Source organism: uncultured Empedobacter sp. (assembly GCF_937930195.1).
In the GTDB taxonomy this organism is placed as follows: Bacteria; Bacteroidota; Bacteroidia; order Flavobacteriales; family Weeksellaceae; genus Empedobacter; species Empedobacter stercoris.
Genome location: NZ_CALGVK010000095.1, coordinates 1 through 24,843, shown reverse-complemented (window position 1 = coordinate 24,843; position 24,843 = coordinate 1). Strand labels below are relative to the sequence as shown.

20 protein-coding genes are annotated in these 24,843 nt (G+C 32.6%); 12 read left to right on the top strand and 8 right to left on the bottom strand.

The window, feature by feature from the left end; translation table 11 throughout:
* The 3 genes from Q0616_RS06115 to Q0616_RS06105 form a co-directional block, all read left to right on the top strand.
* Positions 1-2,574, top strand: a 2,574-nt coding sequence (locus tag Q0616_RS06115; protein WP_298775831.1) for a carboxypeptidase regulatory-like domain-containing protein, incomplete at its 5' end; no start/stop codon positions are given.
* Between the two features lie 153 nt (positions 2,575-2,727).
* On the top strand, positions 2,728-4,989 hold the full coding sequence (locus tag Q0616_RS06110; protein ID WP_284584150.1) for an NADP-dependent malic enzyme: 2,262 nt from the start codon (positions 2,728-2,730) through the stop codon (positions 4,987-4,989).
* A 131-nt stretch (positions 4,990-5,120) separates the two neighbouring features.
* Positions 5,121-6,044 carry a T9SS type A sorting domain-containing protein gene (locus Q0616_RS06105; RefSeq protein ID WP_260544453.1) on the top strand — a complete coding sequence of 308 codons (924 nt, stop codon included), beginning with the start codon at positions 5,121-5,123 and terminating at the stop codon, positions 6,042-6,044.
* A gap of 71 nt (positions 6,045-6,115) precedes the next feature.
* Here the strand turns inward: Q0616_RS06105 and Q0616_RS06100 are convergent, their stop codons facing one another.
* From Q0616_RS06100 to Q0616_RS06080, 5 genes are all read right to left on the bottom strand, one after another.
* Positions 6,116-7,009: a DMT family transporter gene (locus Q0616_RS06100; protein ID WP_298775824.1), complete on the bottom strand. Its 894-nt coding sequence runs from the start codon at positions 7,007-7,009 to the stop codon at positions 6,116-6,118.
* A gap of 132 nt (positions 7,010-7,141) precedes the next feature.
* Positions 7,142-8,683, bottom strand: coding sequence for a serine hydrolase (locus Q0616_RS06095; protein ID WP_298775822.1), 1,542 nt, complete (start codon positions 8,681-8,683; stop codon positions 7,142-7,144).
* Positions 8,684-8,862: 179 nt separating this feature from the next.
* Positions 8,863-9,162: a monooxygenase gene (locus Q0616_RS06090; protein WP_225541321.1), complete on the bottom strand. Its 300-nt coding sequence runs from the start codon at positions 9,160-9,162 to the stop codon at positions 8,863-8,865.
* A 111-nt stretch (positions 9,163-9,273) separates the two neighbouring features.
* Positions 9,274-11,070 carry a translation elongation factor 4 gene (gene lepA / locus Q0616_RS06085; RefSeq protein WP_171623521.1) on the bottom strand — a complete coding sequence of 599 codons (1,797 nt, stop codon included), beginning with the start codon at positions 11,068-11,070 and terminating at the stop codon, positions 9,274-9,276.
* Between the two features lie 191 nt (positions 11,071-11,261).
* Positions 11,262-12,470, bottom strand: coding sequence for a DUF5009 domain-containing protein (locus Q0616_RS06080; RefSeq protein ID WP_298775820.1), 1,209 nt, complete (start codon positions 12,468-12,470; stop codon positions 11,262-11,264).
* A 129-nt stretch (positions 12,471-12,599) separates the two neighbouring features.
* On the opposite strand from Q0616_RS06080, the gene aspA reads away from it, so the two are divergent.
* Positions 12,600-13,988 carry an aspartate ammonia-lyase gene (aspA, locus tag Q0616_RS06075; protein ID WP_260544443.1) on the top strand — a complete coding sequence of 463 codons (1,389 nt, stop codon included), beginning with the start codon at positions 12,600-12,602 and terminating at the stop codon, positions 13,986-13,988.
* 48 nt (positions 13,989-14,036) lie between these two features.
* Positions 14,037-14,342 carry a hypothetical protein gene (locus Q0616_RS06070; protein ID WP_260544441.1) on the top strand — a complete coding sequence of 102 codons (306 nt, stop codon included), beginning with the start codon at positions 14,037-14,039 and terminating at the stop codon, positions 14,340-14,342.
* 63 nt (positions 14,343-14,405) lie between these two features.
* On the opposite strand, the gene Q0616_RS06065 is transcribed toward Q0616_RS06070, so the two are convergent.
* The gene (locus tag Q0616_RS06065; RefSeq protein ID WP_298775818.1) at positions 14,406-15,548 is read right to left on the bottom strand and encodes a DEAD/DEAH box helicase; all 1,143 of its coding nucleotides are present in this window, start codon (positions 15,546-15,548) and stop codon (positions 14,406-14,408) included.
* A 244-nt stretch (positions 15,549-15,792) separates the two neighbouring features.
* On the opposite strand from Q0616_RS06065, the gene Q0616_RS06060 reads away from it, so the two are divergent.
* Positions 15,793-16,965 (top strand): aminotransferase class I/II-fold pyridoxal phosphate-dependent enzyme, encoded by a 1,173-nt coding sequence (locus Q0616_RS06060; RefSeq protein ID WP_260544437.1) that lies wholly within the window; start codon positions 15,793-15,795, stop codon positions 16,963-16,965.
* Positions 16,966-17,032: 67 nt separating this feature from the next.
* Here Q0616_RS06060 and dnaK read toward each other — a convergent pair whose 3' ends face one another.
* On the bottom strand, positions 17,033-18,934 hold the full coding sequence (gene dnaK / locus Q0616_RS06055; protein WP_298775813.1) for a molecular chaperone DnaK: 1,902 nt from the start codon (positions 18,932-18,934) through the stop codon (positions 17,033-17,035).
* A 247-nt stretch (positions 18,935-19,181) separates the two neighbouring features.
* Complete coding sequence (locus Q0616_RS06050) at positions 19,182-19,694, bottom strand: hypothetical protein (protein WP_260544433.1); 513 nt, start codon at positions 19,692-19,694, stop codon at positions 19,182-19,184.
* A 60-nt stretch (positions 19,695-19,754) separates the two neighbouring features.
* On the opposite strand from Q0616_RS06050, the gene Q0616_RS06045 reads away from it, so the two are divergent.
* From Q0616_RS06045 to ftsY, 6 genes are all read left to right on the top strand, one after another.
* The gene (locus Q0616_RS06045) at positions 19,755-21,395 is read left to right on the top strand and encodes a M1 family metallopeptidase (protein WP_298775811.1); all 1,641 of its coding nucleotides are present in this window, start codon (positions 19,755-19,757) and stop codon (positions 21,393-21,395) included.
* Positions 21,396-21,477: 82 nt separating this feature from the next.
* Positions 21,478-23,133 carry an apolipoprotein N-acyltransferase gene (gene lnt, locus Q0616_RS06040; protein ID WP_171623529.1) on the top strand — a complete coding sequence of 552 codons (1,656 nt, stop codon included), beginning with the start codon at positions 21,478-21,480 and terminating at the stop codon, positions 23,131-23,133.
* Between the two features lie 82 nt (positions 23,134-23,215).
* Positions 23,216-23,452 carry a 50S ribosomal protein L28 gene (rpmB, locus tag Q0616_RS06035; protein ID WP_171623530.1) on the top strand — a complete coding sequence of 79 codons (237 nt, stop codon included), beginning with the start codon at positions 23,216-23,218 and terminating at the stop codon, positions 23,450-23,452.
* Between the two features lie 11 nt (positions 23,453-23,463).
* Positions 23,464-23,646 (top strand): 50S ribosomal protein L33, encoded by a 183-nt coding sequence (gene rpmG, locus Q0616_RS06030; protein ID WP_171623531.1) that lies wholly within the window; start codon positions 23,464-23,466, stop codon positions 23,644-23,646.
* 14 nt (positions 23,647-23,660) lie between these two features.
* The gene (locus Q0616_RS06025; RefSeq protein ID WP_171623532.1) at positions 23,661-23,810 is read left to right on the top strand and encodes a DUF4295 family protein; all 150 of its coding nucleotides are present in this window, start codon (positions 23,661-23,663) and stop codon (positions 23,808-23,810) included.
* A gap of 114 nt (positions 23,811-23,924) precedes the next feature.
* Positions 23,925-24,843 (top strand): signal recognition particle-docking protein FtsY (gene ftsY / locus Q0616_RS06020; RefSeq protein WP_298775808.1); only part of this gene is annotated, 919 nt, incomplete at its 3' end.

Sequence of the window (24,843 nt, the reverse complement as noted above, 5' to 3'; positions counted from 1 at the left end):
CAACTTACCATTTCTGGCGTTGTAAAAAATGAAGAGGGGAAACCTGTTTCTGGTGCTAATGTTACTATTTCGCCAAGCATTTCAGATGAAACATTAGCATATTTTATCACAAAATCTGATGGTAAATATTCTATCAAAATAGATCATCCATCGCACGAAATGTATGAAATAAAAGTTCGTGCGATGAATTATGCTTTTATATCTGATTTGGTCAACGAATCCTCTACAAATTTTGATTTCACTTTACAAGAAAAAGCAATCGAGCTAAAAGAAGTTAAACTAAAACAATCACCAATTCGAAAAAAAGGCGATACAATTGCGTATGATGTCAGTAACTTTAAAGATATCCAAGATCGATCTATTGCAGATGTGATAAAAAAAATGCCTGGAATAGAGATTGAAAATTCTGGACGAATTTTGTATCAAGGCGAACCAATTAATAAATATTATATCGAAGGAATGGATTTGTTGGGTGGAAAATATGCCTTAGCAAACGAAAACTTATCGGCTGAAGCGGTTGATAAAGTTCAAATTTTGGAGAATCATCAGCCCATCAAGATTTTAGACAGTTTGGTTTATAGCTCTAAAGCTGCATTAAATATCAAACTAAAAAGCAAAATTACCTATTCTGGTAAAGCAGAAGTTGGTCTTGGCGCTTCGCCTATGTTGTATCAAGCGAATATTACGCCTATGTTGTTCACAAAAAAGCAACAAATGATTGGTTCTTATCAAGGAAATAATCGTGGAAATGATGTTTCTCGACAATTAAGAACATTAAGTTTAGAAGATTTTTTAAATGAATCTGAAAAGTTTTCTAATGAAAGTTGGTTATCTATTGCTGGAGTACAAACACCCAATTTTGATAGCGAACGTTGGTTGGATAATGCTATAAATATTGGCTCTTGGAACCATCTTTTCAAGTTAAAAAAAGAGTTAGATTTACGTATTAATTTGTCTTATCACAACGATTTTCAAAAGCGATTCGGAGAAACAAACACACAATATTTTTTACCAACAGGAGATATATTTCTCAACGAAATCAAACAAAATTATTTGCAAATAGAAAGTCTTAATCTTAAAGCTACATTATCTCAAAATAGTTCGAAAAATTATCTTGAAAATGTCTTAGAGTTTAAAGGTGATTGGAATAGCTCGAGAGGAAATCTCAATCAAAATAATAATTTTATACAACAAAAATTAACTCAACCTAATCGAGAATTTTCAAATCAATTTAGAACCATTCGTAAGATTGGTAAACAATTGATTACTTTAAAGTCTACGTTAGCTTATAAAAATTACAATGAAAATTTAAGCGTTTCTCCGGGAGTTTTTACTGATTTTATTAACAACGGGACTGATTATCAAAATGCATTTCAACAAATTAATTTTGAGAAATTTTCGACAAATAATTTCGCTGAATTTTCAAAAGGAATAAAGGCTTTAACGCTACAATCAAAAATTGGAATTAAATATACCAATCATACAATGAAAAGTGATTTGTTAGCTGATGAACAACTTACAAATTCCACTTTTACTAACAATACACATTGGTCAACCTTTAATCCTTATGTAGAAAATAGATTTTCGTACAAAAAAAATCGACTTAGTTTGTCTTTTGGAATTTCGTTTCAGTGGTATAATTTAGAGAATAATTCTTTTGGAACTAAAAATTCGTACAATCGTTTTTACATCGAACCAAAATTTAACATAGGATTAGAATTTTCAAAATTCTGGAAAGTTTCAACTTCGCATAATTTTAGCAATGATTTGGGTAGTTTAACACGATTACACGAAGGATTTATTTTGTATCGATACAATTCTATTCAACAAAATGATGGAAATTTCAATGAAGTAAAAAAATGGAATTCGTCTTTACGTTTTGAATATAAAAATCCAATTAAATCAAGGTTTTTTAACTTTGGATATTCATATAGTTGGAACGAAAACAACTTGTTGTATAATTACAAATACAATTCAGACGCAAGTACCATTTTAGATGTTATCAATCAAAAAAATCATCAACAAACACATTCTGTTAATGCTAAAATAAGTCAATATTTCTCTAAAATCAAAACGACTTTTAATTTAGCTGGAGGTTATAATTTTACGACTTATGATCAATTGTTGAATAATGATTTAGTAGAAATTGACAACACTATTTTAACTTCAAATTTTGATGCTTCTTTCAGATTATTAAGTTGGATGACGTTTGAGTATAAATATGGTGTAACCAATTATAAAAATAAGTTTTCAGAAGAATCAAAATCTCGATCAATAACTAATCAAATTCACCAAATAGGATTACATTTTTTTCCAGCAGATCAACATTATGTAAAGTTTAATTTTGATTTGTATGTCAATGATGATACAAGATTAAATCCTAATTCAACTTTCGGAGATTTGATGTACCGTTATTCATTAAAAAAGAAAAAAATAGATTTTGAATTGTCTGCTTATAACCTTTTTAATGAAAAATATTTCTCTCAAAATAGCTTTTCATCTAATTTCGAACAACGATTTCTATATAAATTGAGACCAACTCAAGTAATGTTTACAACACGATTTAATTTTTAACACTAAAATTTATCAACTCAATAATTTATCATCATTAACTTGTTTAAGTTGATAATATTTAAATAGAAAAATCATCAAACTATATGATTTGTCATACTTTTATTAGTTTATTTTTACCTAAATTTATTTTGAAAAAATATATACCACAAAGAAATGAATGACAATCGAAAGAAAGATGCATTGAATTACCATTCGATGGGTCAACCCGGAAAGATTGCGGTAGTGCCAACAAAACCTACGAACACACAGCGCGATTTATCGCTTGCCTATTCGCCAGGTGTTGCAGAACCATGTTTAGAGATTGAAAAAGATCCAGAAAATGCCTATAAATATACGGCAAAAGGAAATTTGGTTGCTGTCATTAGTAACGGAACAGCCGTTTTAGGTTTAGGAGATATAGGTGCAGTCGCTTCGAAACCTGTGATGGAAGGAAAAGGTCTTTTGTTTAAGATTTTTGCGGATATTGATGTTTTTGATATCGAATTAGATACGAAGAATGTCGATGAATTTATCAATACTGTAAAAGCTTTAGAGCCAACTTTTGGAGGAATTAATCTTGAAGATATTAAAGCGCCAGAATGTTTCGAAATCGAAAAGCGATTAAAAGCTGAAATGAATATTCCTGTAATGCACGATGATCAACATGGAACAGCCATTATTTCTGGTGCAGCATTAATCAATGCTTGTGAATTACAAGGAAAAGATATTTCTAAAGTTAAAATTGTTGTAAACGGAGCAGGAGCAGCCGCAATTTCTTGTACAGCAATGTACATTTCTGTTGGTGCAAAAAAGGAGAATATTGTGATGTTAGACAGTAAAGGAGTAATCCGTTCTGACCGTGATAATCTTGACGCTTCGAAAGCTGAATGGGCAACAGATCGTGATATTTCTACGTTGGCAGATGCAGTAAAAGATGCTGATGTTTTCATCGGTTTATCCGCTGCAGATGTTTTATCTGCTGAAATATTGAATACAATGGCCGAAAATCCAATTGTGTTGGCAATGGCAAATCCAAATCCAGAAATTGCGTACGATTTGGCAATTTCTACTCGACAAGATATTATTATGGGAACAGGTCGTTCAGATTATCCTAATCAGGTGAATAACGTTTTAGGTTTTCCATACATTTTTAGAGGAGCGTTAGATGTTCGTTCGACAACGATTAACGAGGAAATGAAAATTGCGGCTGTTCGTGCGATTGCAGAATTGGCAAAAGAACCAGTTCCTGAAGTTGTGACGCAAGCGTATAATAATCATTCAATCAAATTTGGAAAAGATTACATTATCCCAAAACCAAACGATCCGCGTTTGTTGCCAGAAGTTTCGGCTGCAGTTGCAAAAGCTGCCATAGAAACTGGTGTTGCAAAGAATGAGATAACTGATTTCGAAGCCTATAAATTGTCGTTGATGAAGCGAATCGGAAAAGAAAGTACGATTATGCGCAATTTGACACAAACAGCAAAATCAAATCCAAAACGAGTTGTCTTTGCAGAAGGGGATCGTTTCGAGATTCTACGAGCGGCACAAATTGTAAAGGAAGAAAAAATTGCAATTCCAATTATTTTAGGAAAGAAAAATAAAATTCAACAAATGATCAAAGATTATATGTTGGATTTAGAAGATGTGGAAATTGTTGATACAAATGCAGAAGAAGATTCGGATCGTTACAATCAATTTGTAGATTTTATTTACAATAAACGCCAACGAAAAGGTGTCTCTAAATCGGATGCGAAGAAGTTATTGAGAGATCGTAATTATTTTGGATCATGTATGGTTGAGTTTGGGTATGCAGATGCGATGATTTCTGGAATGACCAAAAATTATTCGCAAGCCATTCGCCCAGCTTTAGAATTGATTGGTGCCGAACAAGGACAGAAAGTAGCGAGTATGTATATGATGTTAACCGAAAAAGGTCCAATTTTTTTGGGTGATACAACGGTTAATTTAGATCCAACTTCTGAAGATTTAGTCAATATTACGTTGCAGTTTAATGAAACAATTAAGAAATTTAAAATTGAACCGAAAATTGCATTATTGTCGTATTCTAACTTTGGATCGAACAAAGGAGAAACAGCTTCTAAAGTTCAAAATGCAGTGAATTATTTACATCAAAATCATCCAGATATTTTAGTCGATGGCGATATTCAGGCAAATTTTGCCGTGAACAAAGAGAAGTTACAAAGTAATTTTCCGTTTTCTAAATTAGCAGGAACGTATGCCAATACATTGGTTTTTCCAAATCTTGAATCTGCGAATATTTCGTATAAATTATTACAAGAACTTGGAAAAATAGAAGCAGTTGGTCCTATTTTAATCGGAATGAAAAAACCAATTCATTTATTACAATTAGATAGTACAGTTCGCGAAATTGTGAATATGGTTACCATTGCTGTAATTGATGCGCAACAACATTAATAAAAATAGTATTTCAAATCGAAACTCCTCTCCATTTTGAGAGGAGTTTTTTTTATAAGATAATTAATTCGCAGTTTTATTAAATTTTAATTCATAAAATGATTATCTTGTTAACTTTTAATTAATATAATATGAAAAAATTTTACATTTTATTACTTACAGCCAGTACAATTTCATTTGCACAAACCAATACTTCATTTGAAGCGAAAGAAGGATATGAATTAGGAAGTATTCATGCACAAAATGGTTGGGAAGTTGCCGAAGGAAATGGAGAGCTTTTAAATAATCAACTTGTTTCTGATGAACAAGCGAGTGACGGAATTTATTCTTTTAAAAATGGAGATCAACCAGATTTTGGACCTAAATGGTTTCCTGTAATGGGTGTGACAAAAACGTTTGAAAAACCTGTCGATTATAAGAATTTTACAATTTCTTTTGATGTATTTGTAACAAAACGAAACGGTGCCGATTTCGAATTTAATTTGTATACCATTAATCCAGATACAGATGAATTTTACCCTGTTGCAGGTTTAGGTATGGAAAACAGAGGATATTTGTACATTACAAAGGATATCAATTATGGTTTTGATTACGCTGATGCGGCAGAAGGTTGGTCGATTAATAAATGGAATAATTTTAAAATTGAAGTCACAGAAAATGAAATCAAGTATTACTTGAACGATCAATTAGTTTACACTGGAGATAATTTTACGAAATTAGATGTTCATGGATTTACAATGTTGCATAATAATTACGGAGGTGATGCTTATTACGATAATTTCAAGTTTAGTACAGATGACTTAGCCGTTCATCAAATTGAAGGGAAAGAATTTAAAATTTATCCTAATCCAGTCAAAGATTATTTAACATTTGATGCGAATTTTCATGAGCAGATTTCAAGTGTTGAGGTATCAAATACAATTGGTCAAGTTGTTTTAAAATCAAATCAATCATTAAAAGGATTGAATACATCGTCTTTGAAATCAGGTGTTTATTTTGTGAAAATTAATCTGAAAGATGGAAAAACGATAACAAGAAAAATAATTAAAAAATAAATTTATTTCATAACAAAAAAACTGTCTTGTTGAAGACAGTTTTTTTGTTGTATAATTTTTCAGGTTTATTTCTATAAAGAAGTTTTTAGCCTTTTTTGTTGATATGCATCTCCGAGAACATTAAGTGTTACGCCTAAAATAATCATAAAAATTCCTAAACCTAAACTCCACGAAAAGTTTTCGCCAAATAACAAGACACTCACTCCAACTGCAACTACAGGCTCCGATGCGCCCAGAATAGATGTTGCTGTAGAACCAATCTCTTTGATTGCAAAAATTAAAGCAATACTCGAAATAACAGTTGTAACAAAGGCAAACGTAAAAAAGTTAAACGTTAATTCTAACGAAGGAAGAACAAATGATTCTTTTTGTATAATCATTTTTATAGCGTAATATATCGTTGTAAATAGGAATGAATAAAAGCTAAGTGTAAAACCTTTTATCTCTTTTGCTTTCGATTTGTTGACCGTGACAATGTAAAGTCCATAACCTAAAGCACTGATAAAAACAATGCCTAAACCAATTGGATTTAGTTCGAATTTACCATCTTTAAAACTCAATAAAATGACGCCAGCCAAAACAAATGCAATGGCTACGATAGCAGAAATAGTGAGTTTCTCTTTGAAGAATACAGCCATAATAATGGCGACGATTAGTGGATATACAAATAGTAAAGTAGAGGCAATACCAGCAGATAAATAATCGTAACCTAAAAATAAAGCATCAGCAGAAATTCCGTATAATAACCCAAGAGTGATCAATATAGGAATTTGTTGCAATTTTATTTTGAATGATTTTTTTTTGATTAATAAATAAACTCCAACAATCAACGCTGAGAAAAAGAATCGATAGAATAGAGTGGTGTCTATTGGGAAATTTGCTTGTTTTATAGGTAGGATAAATAGCGGAATTAATCCGTAAGATATGGAAGAAATTAATCCATATGCGTAACCTTTTAATTTCATAAATGTTTAGTTAACATCATTTAGAGTGATTTTTTATTTCGATAGAAATATAAAATTGTATCGAGAACTAAGACGAAAAATCATCTAAGCTCTCGATACAATTTTTTGAAGAATTACTCGAATTGGTAATTTTTATTTTCGTGTAAAATCTAAATCATGGAAATCGTAACTAAAATCTGTCATTGGTGAAATAGCTTTCATCGTAAATCCTGTCATTTTTCCATCTTTCATTTCAGCAAAAACAAAAGCATCTGCATGGAAATATCTGTTGTACCATTTTACCGCATATGTATTGTCTTTATAAAATGATATTTCTCCGGTTAATTGAGGTGAACGCTTCGATTCGAAAATTAATTTTCCTTTTTTCTCATAGATTTCAACATCACCAAACCAATTATCTTTATAGGTTCCGATGAATGCATTTTTATTAACCTTAAGGGCTTTGTTTTTCTGATTTGCTTCAACTGTTTTCCAAACTTCATCTGTTATTCCGTCCGCTTCGGCCACACGAGATTTCATCAAATTATCGTAGAAAGCAACCCAATCTTTTTCGGGATTGCCTAAATAAAAATCTTTAATTGTATTAGAAACCGAGTTAAATGCGACACCTGCTTGTTGATTAGTAAGAACGACAATTCCTAAATTGATTTGAGGATACCAAATTGTTTGCGTTACAATTCCTTCTAAACCACCAGTGTGCGAAACTTCTAATTTTCCGTTATAATCTTGCAATTGCCAACCTAATCCATATGCTTTAAACAATGAATTATATGGAGGAGTAGTTCCAACTTTTTGCAAGGTAACAGGCGAAATCATTTCTTTCATTTGTTTTTCAGAAATAATTTGTTTTCCGTTTACTTTCCCTTTATTCAAATTAAATTGTAACCATTTTGCAACATCATCAACGTTAGAATATAATCCTGCTGCTGCGTCAAAAATCGTATTGGTATAACGATCGATTACTTGCAATTTACCATCAATTGGCACATGTGGATCAATCACATTTTTTTGATCTTTTAGCAGATGAAAATTAGCCGCTGTATTTGTCATACCAATCGGTTCGATTAATCGTTGAGTGACAAAATCCGTCCAAGATTGTCCAGAAATTCTTTCTACTACAACTCCAGCAATGATGTACAAAAGATTATCGTAATCATATTTCGAACGAAAATCTGAAACAGGTTTTAAATATTGAATATTGTTGATAATATCGGTTGGTGTGAAATTATGTCCATCAGGCCATACCATCAAATCGCCAGCACCTAAGCCTAAACCACTTCGGTGTGTTAACAAATCACGAATAGTAAATTCTTTTGTTACATATTCATTATACATTTTAAATTCGGGAATATGTTTGATGACTTTATCATCCCAATTCATTTTTCCTTCATCAACTAAAATCGCTAAAGCCGCTGCTGTAAAAGCTTTCGAATTAGAGGCGATTCCAAAATTTGTATTCGATTGTAATTTTTCTCCTGTTTTGATTGATTTTACACCATAACCTTTACTATGAATAATTGTTCCATCTTTAATTACGGCAACAGAAATTCCTGGAACATTGAATGTCTTCATGGCATTTTCTGTGACTTGATCTATAGTTTGATTCGAAATATTTTGACCAAAAGCAGAAATTGAAGCTAAGGTAATAGTTGTTGATAAAAATATATTTTTCATGTGTATGATTTGAATGGTAACGAAGTTAGGAAATTTATTTGTTTTACTGTTATTCCGAGCTTGTCAAAGAATCTTACATTTCGAAATGCTTTATGTTAAAATTTTCGATTTTGGAATGGAGAAATTAGAAGAGAAATAATTAAAACAAAAAAAGCCACTTTATTAAGTAGCTTTGATAATTAAATTCCTTTATTTAAAGTTGAGAGAGGTTCGTTAATTTCAAAATATTCTGAAACAATATTTGTGGCTCCCATTTGTTCAACTCGCTTAGAATGCATTTCAGCATAATTTTTTGCATTTTCTAAGGTGTCAAAAATATAAATTCCACCACTTCGAGCAGTCTCTTTATTCTCGATCCAAATCTTAGAAATAAACCCTTTTTCTAAATTAATGCTTTCAGCCAATGGTTGTGCATTGTTAGTTAAATTTTCTCCCATATATTCAACAGGAAAATCAAAATTTATTTGAAGTAAAATCATGTTATAAAGTTTATTACAAATTTCTAAAATATTAATGAGTTGGATTGTAATAATTGTTACAAAAAAAGCCACTCATTTGAGTGGCTTATAAAAAATTATATAAAATTAATCTTAATCGTTCAATTTTAAAACAGCTAAGAAGGCAGATTGAGGAACCTCTACACGTCCAATTTGACGCATTTTCTTCTTACCAGCTTTTTGTTTTTCTAATAACTTACGTTTACGAGAAATATCTCCTCCGTAACATTTTGCTGTAACGTCTTTACGTAAAGCTTTAATGGTTTCACGTGCAATAATTTTAGCACCAATTGCTGCTTGAATTGGAATATCAAACTGTTGACGAGGAATTAATTCGCGTAATTTCTCACACATTTTTTTACCAATGTTGTAAGCATTATCAACGTGAATTAAGGCAGATAAAGCATCTACAACTTCACCGTTAATCATGATATCCACTTTAACTAATTTTGAAGCTCTCATTCCAGAAGGAGCATAATCGAAAGAAGCATATCCTTTAGAAATTGATTTTAATCGATCATAGAAATCAAATACAACTTCAGCCAAAGGCATATTGAAAATCATTTCAACTCGATGTTGAGTCAAATAATTTTGAGATTGTAATTCGCCTCGTTTCTCAATGCATAAACTCATGACAGGACCAACAAATTCAGATTTTGTAATAATCGCTGCACGAATGTAAGGTTCCTCCACACGATTTAATCCAGAAGGATCAGGTAATTCAGAAGGATTATGAACGGCAATCATTTTATCGGGATCTTTTTCTAAATAAGCTTCGTACGAAACGTTAGGAACAGTTGTAATAACTGTCATGTTAAATTCACGTTCTAAACGTTCTTGAATGATTTCTAAGTGTAGCATTCCTAAGAAACCACAACGGAAACCAAACCCTAAAGCGGCAGAAGATTCTGCTTCAAAGGTTAAGGAAGCATCATTTAAACGCAACTTCTCGATAGAAGCACGTAAATCTTCATAATCTTCTGTGTCTACTGGATAAATTCCAGCGAAAACCATCGGTTTTACTTCCTCGAAACCATCAATAGCTTCAGCGGCAGGTCTATCAACTAAAGTAATTGTATCACCAACTTTTACTTCGGCAGCTTCTTTAATCCCAGAAATAATGTAACCAACATCTCCGGTTTTAATTACTTTTTTCTCTACTTGATTTAACTTTAAAGTTCCAATTTCATCTGCACCATATTTTTTATTGGTTGCCATGAATTTGACTTGATCCCCTTTTTTAATCTCTCCATTTACAACTTTATAAAAAGCTTCAATTCCACGGAAAGGATTGTAAACAGAGTCAAAGATTAAAGCTTGCAACGGAGCTTCAGGATCTCCTACAGGAGCAGGAACTTTTTCTATAATTGTATGCAACAATTCTAAAACTCCTTCACCTGTTTTTCCAGAACAACGCAATACATCTTCAGGTTCACAACCTAATAAGTCTACAATATCATCTGTTACCTCTTCTGGATTAGCAGAAGGTAAATCGATTTTGTTTAAAACTGGAATAATCTCTAAATCATTTTCTAATGCTAAATATAAGTTAGAAATGGTTTGAGCTTGGATGCTTTGAGCAGCATCTACAATTAACAAAGCACCTTCACAAGCGGCAATCGAACGAGAAACCTCATACGAGAAATCCACGTGTCCAGGCGTGTCAATTAAATTTAAAATATATTTTTCACCATCTTTTTCATATTCCATTTGGATAGCGTGTGATTTGATTGTGATACCACGTTCGCGTTCCAAATCCATATCGTCTAATGTTTGGTTTTGTAACTCACGATCAGAAATCGTTCCTGTTACTTGTAATAGGCGATCGGCCAAGGTACTTTTACCATGGTCAATATGGGCGATAATACAGAAATTACGGATATTTTTCATACTCTTCTTGTCGAATAGGCAAAAATAATCTTTTCCACTCAGACTACAAGTTTTTTGAAAAATATTTATAAAAAGTATTTTATTAAGACTTAAGCAATTATTTGATAAAAAAGAGAGTTGATTAATTGAAATATTTACTAAAAATAGTATTTAATGAATAATTTTTAACTGAAATAGTGCGTAAATAGTAACTACACCTTAACATAAATTTTCTTTTGATCTAACCAATAAGCCAAAGCCCAAAAGAATGCTAAGAAGATAAGCGAATAAACAAACGATCCGATTTCTGGAATTCCAGGAAGTTTCGCACAAATGTTTTCATAAAACCAAGTCAAAGGAGAAATGTATTTGATTTCGTCTTGATTGGTAAATCCATTTTCGATTCGGATTAATCCTAATAAACGTGGAAATAAACCACTAAATGCAAAAATGAATAATGGATTTTTTCCGAATACATCAAAGAATTTCATCACACCATTTTTGATGTTCAAAATTTCGATGAACCAAATCATTGTTGCAATTGTTAATAATGACAATCCTGTTGTATGAATAACGTATGAGCTACTCCAAATCTTTTTGTTGTACGGAAAATCTAATTGCCAAAAATAACCTAATAGCAAAGCAATTACCCCTAAAACAAATAAACCTGCTACTAATCTAAAATTGGGTTGATTGGTTTCGGGTAAAGATTTATTTAACCATTTCATATTACCTTGTTTATTGATGAAAATGCCAGTTAAATAGCCCAATAAAACTTGAGGAATCGCATTGATGGTACTGTAAATACCTTCTGGATCAAATGGAATCGATTCACCTTTGTAAATATGTGCTAAACCTAAAATATGGGTATCGATTTTTGTTCCGATTAACCCTTCGATAGAATAAGGGTCAATACCGCCTAAAAATTTTGTCAATAACCAATAGCCAACTAAGATGATACCTGAAATCCAAAGAACCATTTTTTCTTTAAAGTAAAAAGCAATAACAGAAGCAAAAAAATAGGCAATAGCGATTCGTTGTAAAACACCCATTATTCGAACGCCACTTTCTTCAGAATCTTTCCAGGCCTTAAAAATAAGTTCGTTATTCTCCCATTTAAAAAACGGAAACCAATTGATAAAAAGTCCAATTAGAAAGATAAGGATACTTCGTTTAATGACTTTTTTCCAGAATTCGCTTTGCGGTTGTTGTTTGAATCGTGGAATTACAAAAGCCATTGCATTGCCTACTGCAAATAAAAAGAAAGGAAAGACCAAATCGGTTGGTGTACATCCGTGCCATTGTGCATGTTCTAAGGGATCAAACATAAAGGACCACGTGCCAGGATTATTCACTAAAATCATTAAAGCGACCGTAGCGCCACGAAAAACGTCCAATGAATAATATCGAGTTGTTTTCATTTCTTTTGTATTAATATTTTTAAAGATATATATTTTTTGAAGTATTTAGTAATTCGAGTTTAGAATTTATCCTACAATAATCCTTACCTTTAATTTAAATTTAAAAAAAACAATCTAATAAGAATAAGTATGAGAACTGAGTCAGATTTATTAGGAGAGTTACAACTTCCTGAAACGGCTTATTATGGAGTACAAACACAACGTGCAATTAATAATTTTAAAATTTCGAACAACTATTTAGCACATTACCCTGAATTTATTAAAGCGTTAGGTGTAGTGAAATTAGGTGCAGCGCAAGCTAATCATGAGTTGGGAGTTTTATCAAAAGATATATATGATGCGATTTCTTTTGCATCGAACGAGCTGATTGCAGGAAAATATACGGATCAATTTCCGATTGACATGATTCAAGGTGGTGCTGGAACTTCTACGAATATGAATGCAAACGAAGTGATTGCAAATATTGCGTTAGAACATTTAGGAAAACAAAAAGGAGAATATCAATTTTGTTCACCAAATGATCATGTAAATTTATCACAATCCACAAACGACGCTTATCCTACTGCGTTGAAATTAGCTTTGTTTAACATGAATAAACCATTGGTTGAAGCATTAACAAAACTGGCAGAGTCATTTAATAAAAAAGCCAAAGAATTTGAACAAGTCATTAAGATGGGACGCACACAATTGCAAGATGCAGTTCCGATGACATTAGGTCAAGAATTTGAAGGTTTTGCAACTACATTAAACAAGGAAGTTCAGAATTTAGATCGTATCACTACTGATTTATTGGTCATTAATATGGGAGCAACAGCAATCGGAACTGGTTTGAACGCCGTTCCAGGTTATGCACAATTGTGTACAACAAAGATTGCAGAAATCATGAAGGAAGAGGTGATATTGGCAGATAATTTAGTGGAAGCAACTTCTGATACGAGTGCCTTTGTAGATTATTCTTCTGCTTTAAAACGTCTTTGTGTAAAATTATCTAAAATTTGTAATGATTTACGATTACTAACTTCAGGGCCAAGAGCAGGTTTATTCGAAATTAATCTACCTCCAAAACAGCCAGGATCTTCGATTATGCCAGGAAAAGTAAATCCGGTTATTCCAGAAGTGGTGAATCAGGTTTGTTTTAAAGTGATTGGAAATGATTTGACAATTACAATGGCAGCAGAAGCTGGTCAATTGCAATTAAATGTAATGGAGCCAATTATAGGTTTTTCGATTATGGAGTCAATTCAATATCTTACAAATGCAATGGATACATTGCGTGTGGAATGTGTGGATGGAATTACTGCAAATGCGGAACATCTGAAAAATGAAGTGCAAAATAGTATTGGAATTGTTACAGCACTAAATCCGTATATTGGATATAAAGCAAGTACAAAAATAGCGAAAGAAGCTTTAGAAACTGGTGGAAGTGTCTATCAATTGGTTTTAGATCATGGTTTGTTGTCTAAAGAACGATTAGATGAGATCCTTGATCCTAAAAATATGCTTGGACCACATACTTAGAAGTTGTGAGCCAAAAGTTATGAGTAATGAGTTTTGAAAAAGATAATAATGAAACCTTCGAATCTTCTAAAAATAGAAACATTAAACGATGAATGGTTAGATAAGGATATGGTTATTTTACATGCTTGTTTTCAGATTCTATCCGATTGTATTGAAAAAGAAAATTTGTTTACAGGGCATGTAGATTGGACATTTGATGATGAACATAAAAATGCAAAAAACGAAATCGAGAATTTATATAATTGGTGGAATAAACGTAAGCTTGATAACAATAATTTAGAAGATCTTCAATACGAGGAAGATAATAAAATGTTGAAGAAGTTAATAGAGTTTAGACAATATCTTTGGACTTAATTTTAATTAAAAATTATGAGTAATGAGTTTTGAAAAACTTATTACTCATAACCTAAAACTTATTTAAAATCCATGTAAGCTCACATCATCAGTCGAAAGTATGTTTACTTTCTTACCCATTTTTTTCTGAATAATTTTGAAATGATGCAAATCTTCTTCGGTGATTAAACTAATTGCTTTTCCGTTTGCATTTGCACGACCAGTACGTCCAATTCGGTGTACATAATCTAAAGGTGAACGAGGTAATTCGTAATTAATTACAATTGGTAAACCTTCGATATGAATTCCGCGTCCAATCAAATCTGTGGCAACCAAAACGCGAACATCTCCTAATTTAAAATCTTCTAAATTATCCATTCTCGCACCTTGCGATTTTTTGCTGTGAACAGCCATTGCAGGAATTTTATTCTTTTTTAGTTTTTCAACCAAATTGTCAGCTGTACGAGTCGAAGAAACAAAAATCAACACTTGTTCTAAGTTTTCAGATTTGATTAAATAGCGTAAAAAAGGACCTTTTGTTTCGGCATCAACTTTATAAGCTACTTGTTCTATTTGCTCTAAATCAACTTCTTGCTTTTTAATTTCAACAACAATTGGATTGATATTTAAAGTTGATTTGATTTCATCAATTTTATCATTTAAAGTTGCTGAAAAAAGAACCGATTGTTTCTTTTTCGGAACACTTTTTAAGATTCTATTCATTTCATCTCCAAACCCCATCTGAAACATTTTGTCCGCTTCATCAATTACCAAATATTGCAATTGGTCTAACGATAACGCATTATGATCCATTAAATCCAATAAACGACCAGGGGTTGCTATCAAAATTTCTGTTCCATACAAATTCTTCATCTGTGGATTAATCGAAGTTCCACCATATACAGCCTGTGTTTGTACTTCGCGGCGTAAAGCAGTTTGTAGACCAGCAAATGTTTGTTCAATTTGAACAGCTAATTCGCGTGTAGGAACTAAAATTAGAGCTTTTACAAAACGTGATTTTTCGTACGATTGATGTTGAATTTTTTGTAACAAAGGTGCAACAAAACACAATGTTTTTCCAGATCCTGTTTTTGCAATTCCCATTACATCTTTTCCTTTTAAAATAGACGGAATAGTCTCAGTTTGAATTTCAAAAGGTTTTAAAAATCCAAGTATTGTAATGGCTTTTGAGAGATATGGTGATAATCCTAAATTTTCGAATGACATAAATTGATATAAGGTTACAAAGGTAAAGATTAAATCTGAATGATATTTTAAGAATATATTGCTGTTTCATCATTTTTGATCAAGATGAAATTGAAGGATTTAAAATCAATTCTGAAATATTTCTATAAATGATTTTAGAATCGAATCTATTTATTGAAAATTAAATTAAAAACAGAAATAATTTCGGTTTAAAACTTGATAAAAATCTTTTAGCTTAATAAAACTATCTTTAAATTTGAATCTTATGAAAAAAGATCAGTCTAAGATAATTCGTGAGCAAGCGCCAAGATCTGCTACTCGCGAGCATTCAGTTCCATTATATTTAACCTCAAGTTTTATTTTTGATAGTGCAGAACAAGGTCGTGCTATTTTTGTAGAAGAGGAGGAAGGTATGGTTTATTCGCGTTATGCAAATCCAAATACAACAGAGTTTATTAATCGCGTTTGTGTGTTAGAAAAAGCAGATGCTGGTTTAGCGTTCGCATCAGGGATGGCAGCTGTTTTTGCTTCGTTTGCTTCTTATATTAAAAGTGGTGATCATATTGTGTCAAGTCGTGCTATTTTTGGTTCGACACATCAATTAATTACACAACTATTTCCTCGTTGGGGCGTAACCTATACCTATGTTGAAACGCCAAATATCGAAGATTGGGAAAAAGCAATTCAAGCGAATACCAAAATTGTCTTTTTAGAATCGCCTTCTAATCCTGGTTTGGAATTATTCGATTTAGAAGCTTTAGCAAAAATAAAAGAGAAACATCCACATGTTATTTTTGCCATTGACAACTGTTTTGCAACACCATATTTACAACAACCTTTAGAGTTTGGATTCGATTTATCTATTCATTCAGCAACAAAATATATGGATGGACAAGGTCGAGTTTTAGGTGGTGTTGTGATAGGAAAGCAAGATTTGATTAATGAAATGATGTTTTTTATTCGTCATACTGGTCCTGCAATGTCTGCTTTTAATGCGTGGACAATTTCTAAAAGTTTAGAAACGTTACCTCTTCGTATGGATCGTCATTGTGAAAATGCTTTGGCTTTGGCAGAGGCGTTAGAAAGTAACCCTGAAATTGAAGCTGTAAAATACCCTTTTTTACCCTCTCATCCGCAATATGAATTAGCGAAAAAACAAATGAAAGGAGGTGGTGGAATTGTAACCTTTGAAGTAAAAGGAGGAAAAGAACGTGCGTTCAAATTTATAGATGCATTGAAAATGATTTTGTATACTTCAAATTTAGGAGATTCGAGATCGATAGCGACACACCCGGCTACAACAACTCATGCGAAATTATCAGATGCCGAACGTGCAGAGTTAGGGATTATGCCAGGCTCGATACGATTATCTGTTGGATTAGAAGATAAAATAGATATTATCGAAGATATACTACAAGCATTAGAAAAAACGAAATAAGATTTGTTGATAGACAAAAAAAGCCTCGCATTGCGAGGCTTTTCTATTATGATAGATGAAAATTCTATTATTTCACTTCTTCGAAGTCTACGTCTTCAACACCGTCATTTTTTGCTTGACCTTGATCAGCACCAGGCTGAGCTTGTGCACCACCTTGTTGACCTTCGTTCATTGCAGCATAAATTTCTTGTGAAGCAGCATTCCAAGCTGTGTTTAATTTTTCCATAGAAGCATCAATTGCAGCAACGTCTTGAGCAGCATGAGCAGATTTAACTTCTGTTAAAGCTTCTTCAATTGGTTGTTTTTTGTCAGCAGGGATTTTATCTCCGTACTCAGTCAATTGTTTTTCTGTTTGGAAAATTAACGCATCAGCAGCATTTACTTTTTCAATTTTTTGCTTTGCTTCTTCGTCTTTAGCAGCATTCTCTTGTGCTTCTTTTTTCATTCTTTCGATATCAGCATCAGATAATCCAGATGAAGCTTCAATTTTGATTGATTGCTCTTTTCCAGTTCCTTTATCTTTTGCAGAAACACTTAAGATACCATTCGCATCAATATCAAATGTTACTTCAATTTGAGGAACACCACGTTGTGCTGGTGGGATATCTACTAAGTCAAAACGTCCGATTTCTTTGTTATCGTTGAATAATGGACGCTCTCCTTGACCAATTCTTAAAGTTACTGCTGGTTGATTGTCAACTGCAGTTGAGAAAACTTCAGATTTTTTAGTTGGGATAGTTGTATTCGATTCAATTAATTTAGTGAAAACACCTCCTAAAGTTTCGATACCTAAAGATAATGGTGTAACGTCTAATAATAATACGTCTTTTACATCACCTGTTAATACACCTCCTTGGATAGCTGCACCAATTGCAACAACCTCGTCTGGATTAACTCCTTTAGATGGTTTTTTACCAAAGAATTTTTCTACTTCTTCTTGGATTCTTGGGATACGAGTAGATCCACCAACTAAAATAACCTCGTCGATATCTGAGATTGATAAACCTGCATCAGATAGCGCTTTTTTACAAGGCTCCATAGAACGACGAACTAAATCTTCTGTTAACTGATCAAATTTAGAACGAGTTAAAGTTTCTACTAAGTGTTTTGGTCCTGTTTCGTTTGCTGTAACGTAAGGTAAGTTAATTTCTGTTTGAGCAGAAGAAGATAATTCGATTTTTGCTTTTTCAGCAGCTTCACGTAAACGTTGTAAAGCCATTGCATCTTTTTTCAAATCTACACCTTCTTTCGCTTGGAATTCAGAAGCTAACCAATTGATGATAGCATCATCAAAATCATCACCTCCTAAGTGCGTATCACCATTTGTAGATAATACTTCGAATACACCGTCTCCTAATTCTAGGATAGATACGTCAAAAGTACCACCACCTAAATCGTAAACAACGATTTTTTTATCTGAGTTTGCTTTGTCTAATCCGTAAGCTAATGCAGCTGCAGTAGGCTCGTTAATAATACGTTCTACTTTAAGACCTGCAATTTCACCAGCTTCTTTAGTTGCTTGACGTTGTGCATCGTTAAAATAAGCAGGAACTGTAATTACCGCTCTTGATACTTCTTGTCCTAAATAATCTTCAGCAGTTTTTTTCATTTTTTGTAAAATCATTGCTGAGATTTCTTGTGGTGTATAGTTACGTCCATCAATGTCAACTGCTGGCGTATCATTGTTTCCTTTTACAACTGAATAAGGAACACGACCGATTTCATTTGCATCATTGATAAATTTAGTTCCCATGAAACGTTTAATAGAATAAATCGTTTTCTTTGGGTTTGTTACAGCTTGACGTTTTGCTGAATCACCAACTTTAATTTCACCTCCTTCTACGAATGCTACGATAGATGGAGTTGTTCTTTTACCTTCTGCATTTGGAATTACAACTGGCTCGCTTCCTTCCATTACAGAAACACAAGAGTTCGTTGTACCTAAGTCGATTCCGATTATTTTGCTCATATTGTTTAGTTATATTTTATATTATTAATTTATTTTAAACGTTTTTATACTTCATGATAGTGAAGTTATATCCGTAATAGTCAATCTCTGTGCCAACATAAAAAAGAATGACATCTGATAAAATCAAATGTCATGTTGTCAGATTATGAAGAATAAATTGGGTTGAAGCAGAATAAATCGTCAGTTTTAGGTTGATAAATTGTCAGTGTTCACAAAACTATAAACCGCAAGTTTTAGCACGATCTCTCTAATCTTTTTTATTGATAAGTTGCAAAATATTTTCTAAATCAGTTTTTTCATCCGCATATTTCGCTTTCATATCATTTGGCATTCGGTTGTAATACGTCAATGCTTTTTCACCAAATTGTTTAATGTAAAAATTACTTAATGTAGGAATGTTTGGAAACCGTTTATGAAAAATCATTTCTGTATAAGCTTGCCATTCGCGCTCTTCTCGCAATTCGATTTGATTATCACCTGAACGTTGATATATATGTATCATTTCGTGCATCAATAAATTGGAGATTAAACTCAAATCAAAATCTAAAATATTGCGTGGAACATGAATACTTATTCCTGTTGATTCGTTTCCTTCCGCTGTTAATAACAATCCTTTCGGTTCTATTTCTTCTCGAAAATTAAAACCAGTAAAAGCACTATGGTTTAAATTCAATTCATCCAAAATTTCGTACAAAGCTTCAACTATTAATTGATTATTTTTTAGATAATTTATTCTTTCCGTAAATTTTTCTGTAATCATAGATTTTTCGCTTATTTATCAAATATATAATCTTATTTTTGATATGTTTTAAAAATGACTATGAAGAAATTAGTACTATTGCTTGGCTTGATATCGATGACAACACATGCACAAGTTCTTAATCACAAAAAAGAGTTTACACGACAAGATTCCCTTCGCGGAACCAATAACGAATTCAGAAATTGGTGGGATGTTAAACACTATAAAGTAAGCGTAGAACCCGATTTTAAATCGAAATTTATCAAAGGAAAAACAACCATTACTTTTGATAAAACGGCGCCTCAGAAATCAGATTTAATTCAAATTGATTTACAAGAACCAATGATTGTTTCGGCTGTAAAATTGAATGGAAAGAAAATTTATGATTTTAAGCGTGATGGTAATGTGTACTTTATTCATGTCGGAAAAAACATCAAGAATACTTCGAATGATTTAGAATTAGAATATTCTGGAAATCCAATTGTAGCAAAAAAAGCACCATGGGATGGCGGTTGGATTTTTGAAAAAGATAAAAAAGGTCGTGATTGGATGACTGTGGCTGTACAAGGTTTGGGTGCAAGTGCTTGGTTTCCGAACAAAGATTATTTAGGTGATGAGCCTGATAATGGAATGGAATTGGAAATTATCACACCTCATGATTTAGTTGGTGTAGGAAATGGACGATTAGTTTCTAAGCAAGAAAAAAATGGAAAAACGACTTCTACTTGGAAAGTTGTTAACCCAATTAATAATTATAATATTGTCCCATACGTAGGGAATTATGTCAATTTTAAAGATACTTACAATGGCGAAAATGGTCAATTGGATTTAGATTATTATGTATTAGATTATAACATTGATAAAGCTAAATCACAGTTCGAACAAGCTAAAATGATGTTAAAAAGTTTTGAACATTGGTTTGGACCTTATGCTTTTTACGAAGATTCGTTCAAGATTGTAGAAACTCCACATTTGGGAATGGAACATCAATCTGGAATTGCGTACGGAAATAAATTCGAGAATGGGTATTTAGGGCGCGATTTATCAGGTTCTGGTTGGGGACTAAAATGGGATTTTATTATCGTTCACGAAGCTGGTCACGAATGGTTCGGAAATAATATAACAGAGAAAGATGTTGCAGATATGTGGATTCATGAATCGTTTACAGCTTATTCTGAAACCTTATTTACAGAAACATTTCATGGGAAAGAAGCAGGAAGCGAATATGTACGTGGAACAAGAAATGCAATCCAAAATGATAGTCCAATAATCGGAGTATATGGTGTCAATCAAGAAGGAAGTGGTGACATGTACTACAAAGGCGCAAATATGATTCATACGTTGAGAACTTGGATGAATGATGACGAAAAATTTAGACAACTATTACGAGGTTTGAACAAAGAGTTTTATCATCAAACGGTGACAACAGAACAAATCGAAAATTATATTGCCAAATATTCTGGATTAAATTTGACTGCTTTTTTCAATCAATATTTAAGAACTGTCAAAGTTCCTACGTTAGAATTAAGAGAAAATGGTAACAAAGTAGAATATAGATATACGAATGTGGTGGGTGGATTTGCAATGCCTTTGCGTTTGAAAGATTCTGACATTACAATCAATCCAACATCAAATTGGCAAACGATTAATCATTCAACAATTACAAAAACGAGTGATGTAACGATTAATCCAAATTATTATATTGAAGTTAGTAAATCGTAAATCGTACTTCGAAAAACTTAATTCATAAAATATTCCAATAAATATCATCGGTTATTGAACGATGATATTATAAATTTGTCACATGAAAAAATACATTGCATACGCAATCTTATCAGGATTATTGTTAACAGCAGGCTGGCCGTCACATGGTTTTCCATTGTTGTTATTTATAGGATTTGTGCCCTTGATGTTGGCAGAACATCAAATAACGCAGCGCGCAGAATTCAAGAAAAAAGGACGTAAGATTTTTGGACTTTCATATTTAGCCTTTTTTATTTGGAATGCAATTGTAATTTGGTGGTTGCATTATGCGCAAGAAACCAATGCGAATGGAGATTTACAAAATTCGTGGAGTGCTTATTTAATTCCAGTTTTCGCGAATTCGTTATTTATGTCAATTGTTTTTCAACTGTATCATGTTGTTAAAACAAAAGCAGGAAATTTGTACGGCTTAGTTTTTCTTCCAGCCATTTGGATGAGTTTTGATAAACTAACATTGAATTGGGAATTGACTTGGCCATGGTTTAACCTTGGAAATGGTTTTGCAAAATATCACGAATGGGTACAATGGTACGAATACACAGGAACTTTTGGTGGAGCACTTTGGATATGGATCGTAAATATTATTGTGTTCTATTATTTAACAGCTTACATCAATAAAAAAGAAATTAAATATTTAAACAAATTAGGTATTTATGCAGGATTATTAATTGCTGTTCCAATTGGTTTATCTTATATAATGTATGCAAATTACGAGGAAAAAGGAAAAGCGCTTGATGTGTTGATTCTTCAACCAGATCTTGATCCTTACAATGAAAAATACATGAAAGATGGATTACAGATTTATGACGAATTGAAGCAATTGGCACTGAAGAATATTCAACCAAAAACTCAATTTGTTGTTGCGCCAGAAACAGCTGTTCCAGGTTCTTCTGCACTTATTTTTGACAATATGTATGATGATTTAATTGTACAAGATATTCAACAATGGACAAGTACGAAGAACGATTTACATTTCGTAACAGGTGCATCAATCATGCGAATTTATCCTATGTCGTCTTTAGCATCAGAAACGGCATCAGTTATGAAAGATGGAATAACGTGGTATGATGCCTATAATTCGGCTTTACAGATAGGAGGAAACGACTCGATCGAAGTATATCATAAGAGTAAATTAGTGCCTGGAGTAGAAATTTTTCCATATCGTAACTATTTAATGCCAATTATTGGAGAATTTATGCTTAACTTTGGCGGCACAACAAAAACGTTGGGGGTTCAACCTCATCGTTCTGTTTTCAAGAATAATACAAACACCGCTACTGTTGCTCCGGTTATATGTTACGAATCTATTTACGGAGACTATACAACAGAATATGTGAGAGAAGGTGCTAATGTTATATTCACAATGACCAACGATTCTTGGTGGGGCTCTACCGATGGTCATCGTCAATTACTATTATATGGTAATTTGAGAGCTATTGAAAATAGACGCGCTATTGTTAGATCTGCAAACTCAGGTATTTCGGCTTTCGTTAATCAGCGAGGAGATATAATGAAGTCATTACCATATGGAGAGCAGGGTGCCTTAAATGGTACAATTTTAATGAATAGTGAATTAACGTTTTATACAAAGTATGGTGACGTCATCGCAAGAATAGCACTATTGGTAATGGGAATTATCTTAGCTTATACACTTGCGCAGAAGTTGTTATACAAACAAAATAAGAAGAAAATATAAAATTAATAACCTAAAGAGTTGTATAAGTAATATTTAATTTGTTACTTTGCACTCCGTTTAAAATAGGACAATACAAAATAAGATGTCAAACATTTGTCAAATTACAGGTAAGAGAAGATTAGTAGGAAACAATGTTTCTCACGCTAATAATAAAACAAAACGCACTTTTGAAGTGAATTTGTTCAAAAAGAAATTTTTTATGCCAGAAGCTGGTGAGTGGATTACTTTAAAAGTTTCTGCACACGGTTTAAAAACAATCAACAAGTTAGGAGTTGATGAGGCTGTTAGACGTGCACGTAAAGAAGGTTTAATCAAATAATTTAAGACACCATGGCAAAAAAAGGAAACAGAGTACAGGTTATTTTAGAATGTACAGAGCATAAAGAAAGTGGTATGCCAGGAATGTCTCGTTATATCACAACTAAAAACAAAAAGAATACTCCAGATCGTATTGAGTTGAAAAAATACAACCCAGTATTGAAAAAGTATACAGTTCATAAGGAGATCAAATAATAAAATTTTAGACGATGGCAAAAAAGACAGTAGCAACCCTACAAACAGGGTCTAAAAAAATGACCAAAGTAATCAAAATGGTAAAATCTCCTAAATCTGGAGCTTACGTATTTGTTGAAAAAGTAGTTAACGCTGACGATACTGATGCGTTCTTCGCAAAATAATTGTTAGCTTAATAGAAAATATTAAGGTTAATAGAGCTGCTCTTTTGGGCGGCTTTTTTATTTCCTTATATTTTATGTATCTTCGTACAAAATTTTAAAGAAATTTAGCTTTTAATGAGTTGGTTCAAAAAGATATTAGGTAAAGAAAGCAAAGAAAAATTAGATGAAGGTTTAGAGAAATCTAAAACTTCTTTGTTTGATAAAATTAGTCGTGCTGTTGTTGGGAAATCAAAAGTAGACGATGAGGTTTTAGACGACTTAGAAGAAGTCTTAATTTCTTCTGACGTTGGAGTAGAAACAACAATCAAAATTATTCGTCGAATAGAAGAACGAGTAGAACGTGATAAATATGTTTCGACTTCCGAATTAGATAAGATTCTACGCGAAGAAATTGCGGGTTTACTTTCTGAAAATAATATCGAAGATACAAATGGTTTTGCTATCCCTAAAAAAGACGTTCCCTATGTAATTATGGTAGTCGGCGTTAACGGAGTAGGTAAAACAACGACGATTGGTAAATTGGCTTCTCAATTCAAATCACAAGGCTTAAAAGTAGTACTTGGTGCGGCGGATACGTTTCGTGCGGCAGCTGTCGATCAGTTAGTGATTTGGTCAGAGCGTGCAGGTGTGCCAATTGTAAAACAAGCGATGGGTTCAGACCCTGCTTCGGTTGCATTTGATACCATTCAGTCAGCAGTTGCACAAAATGCAGATGTTGTGTTGATTGATACAGCAGGGCGTTTGCATAATAAAGTCAACTTGATGAACGAGTTAACAAAAATAAAACGCGTGATGCAAAAGGTTATTCCAGATGCTCCTCACGAGGTTTTGTTGGTGTTAGATGGTTCGACAGGTCAAAATGCGTTTGAGCAAGCAAAACAATTTACACAAGCAACAGAAGTTTCGTCTTTAGCTGTCACAAAATTAGATGGAACAGCAAAAGGTGGAGTGGTGATTGGTATTTCTGATCAATTCCAGATTCCAGTAAAATACATCGGTGTTGGTGAAGGAATCAATGATTTACAAGCATTCA

Bases quoted from the DNA above. Each gene is read 5' to 3' on its own strand.
- Q0616_RS06045 (WP_298775811.1), top strand. From the start codon at position 19,755: ATGAAGAAATTAGTACTATTGCTTGGCTTGATATCGATGACAACACAT.
- rpmB (WP_171623530.1), top strand. From the start codon at position 23,216: ATGTCAAACATTTGTCAAATTACAGGTAAGAGAAGATTAGTAGGAAAC.
- Q0616_RS06070 (WP_260544441.1), top strand. From the start codon at position 14,037: ATGAAACCTTCGAATCTTCTAAAAATAGAAACATTAAACGATGAATGG.
- rpmG (WP_171623531.1), top strand. From the start codon at position 23,464: ATGGCAAAAAAAGGAAACAGAGTACAGGTTATTTTAGAATGTACAGAG.
- Q0616_RS06105 (WP_260544453.1), top strand. From the start codon at position 5,121: ATGAAAAAATTTTACATTTTATTACTTACAGCCAGTACAATTTCATTT.
- lnt (WP_171623529.1), top strand. From the start codon at position 21,478: ATGAAAAAATACATTGCATACGCAATCTTATCAGGATTATTGTTAACA.
- Q0616_RS06090 (WP_225541321.1), bottom strand. From the start codon at position 9,162: ATGATTTTACTTCAAATAAATTTTGATTTTCCTGTTGAATATATGGGA.
- Q0616_RS06095 (WP_298775822.1), bottom strand. From the start codon at position 8,683: ATGAAAAATATATTTTTATCAACAACTATTACCTTAGCTTCAATTTCT.
- aspA (WP_260544443.1), top strand. From the start codon at position 12,600: ATGAGAACTGAGTCAGATTTATTAGGAGAGTTACAACTTCCTGAAACG.
- lepA (WP_171623521.1), bottom strand. From the start codon at position 11,070: ATGAAAAATATCCGTAATTTCTGTATTATCGCCCATATTGACCATGGT.
- Q0616_RS06110 (WP_284584150.1), top strand. From the start codon at position 2,728: ATGAATGACAATCGAAAGAAAGATGCATTGAATTACCATTCGATGGGT.
- Q0616_RS06050 (WP_260544433.1), bottom strand. From the start codon at position 19,694: ATGATTACAGAAAAATTTACGGAAAGAATAAATTATCTAAAAAATAAT.
- Q0616_RS06065 (WP_298775818.1), bottom strand. From the start codon at position 15,548: ATGTCATTCGAAAATTTAGGATTATCACCATATCTCTCAAAAGCCATT.
- dnaK (WP_298775813.1), bottom strand. From the start codon at position 18,934: ATGAGCAAAATAATCGGAATCGACTTAGGTACAACGAACTCTTGTGTT.
- Q0616_RS06060 (WP_260544437.1), top strand. From the start codon at position 15,793: ATGAAAAAAGATCAGTCTAAGATAATTCGTGAGCAAGCGCCAAGATCT.
- Q0616_RS06080 (WP_298775820.1), bottom strand. From the start codon at position 12,470: ATGAAAACAACTCGATATTATTCATTGGACGTTTTTCGTGGCGCTACG.
- Q0616_RS06025 (WP_171623532.1), top strand. From the start codon at position 23,661: ATGGCAAAAAAGACAGTAGCAACCCTACAAACAGGGTCTAAAAAAATG.
- Q0616_RS06100 (WP_298775824.1), bottom strand. From the start codon at position 7,009: ATGAAATTAAAAGGTTACGCATATGGATTAATTTCTTCCATATCTTAC.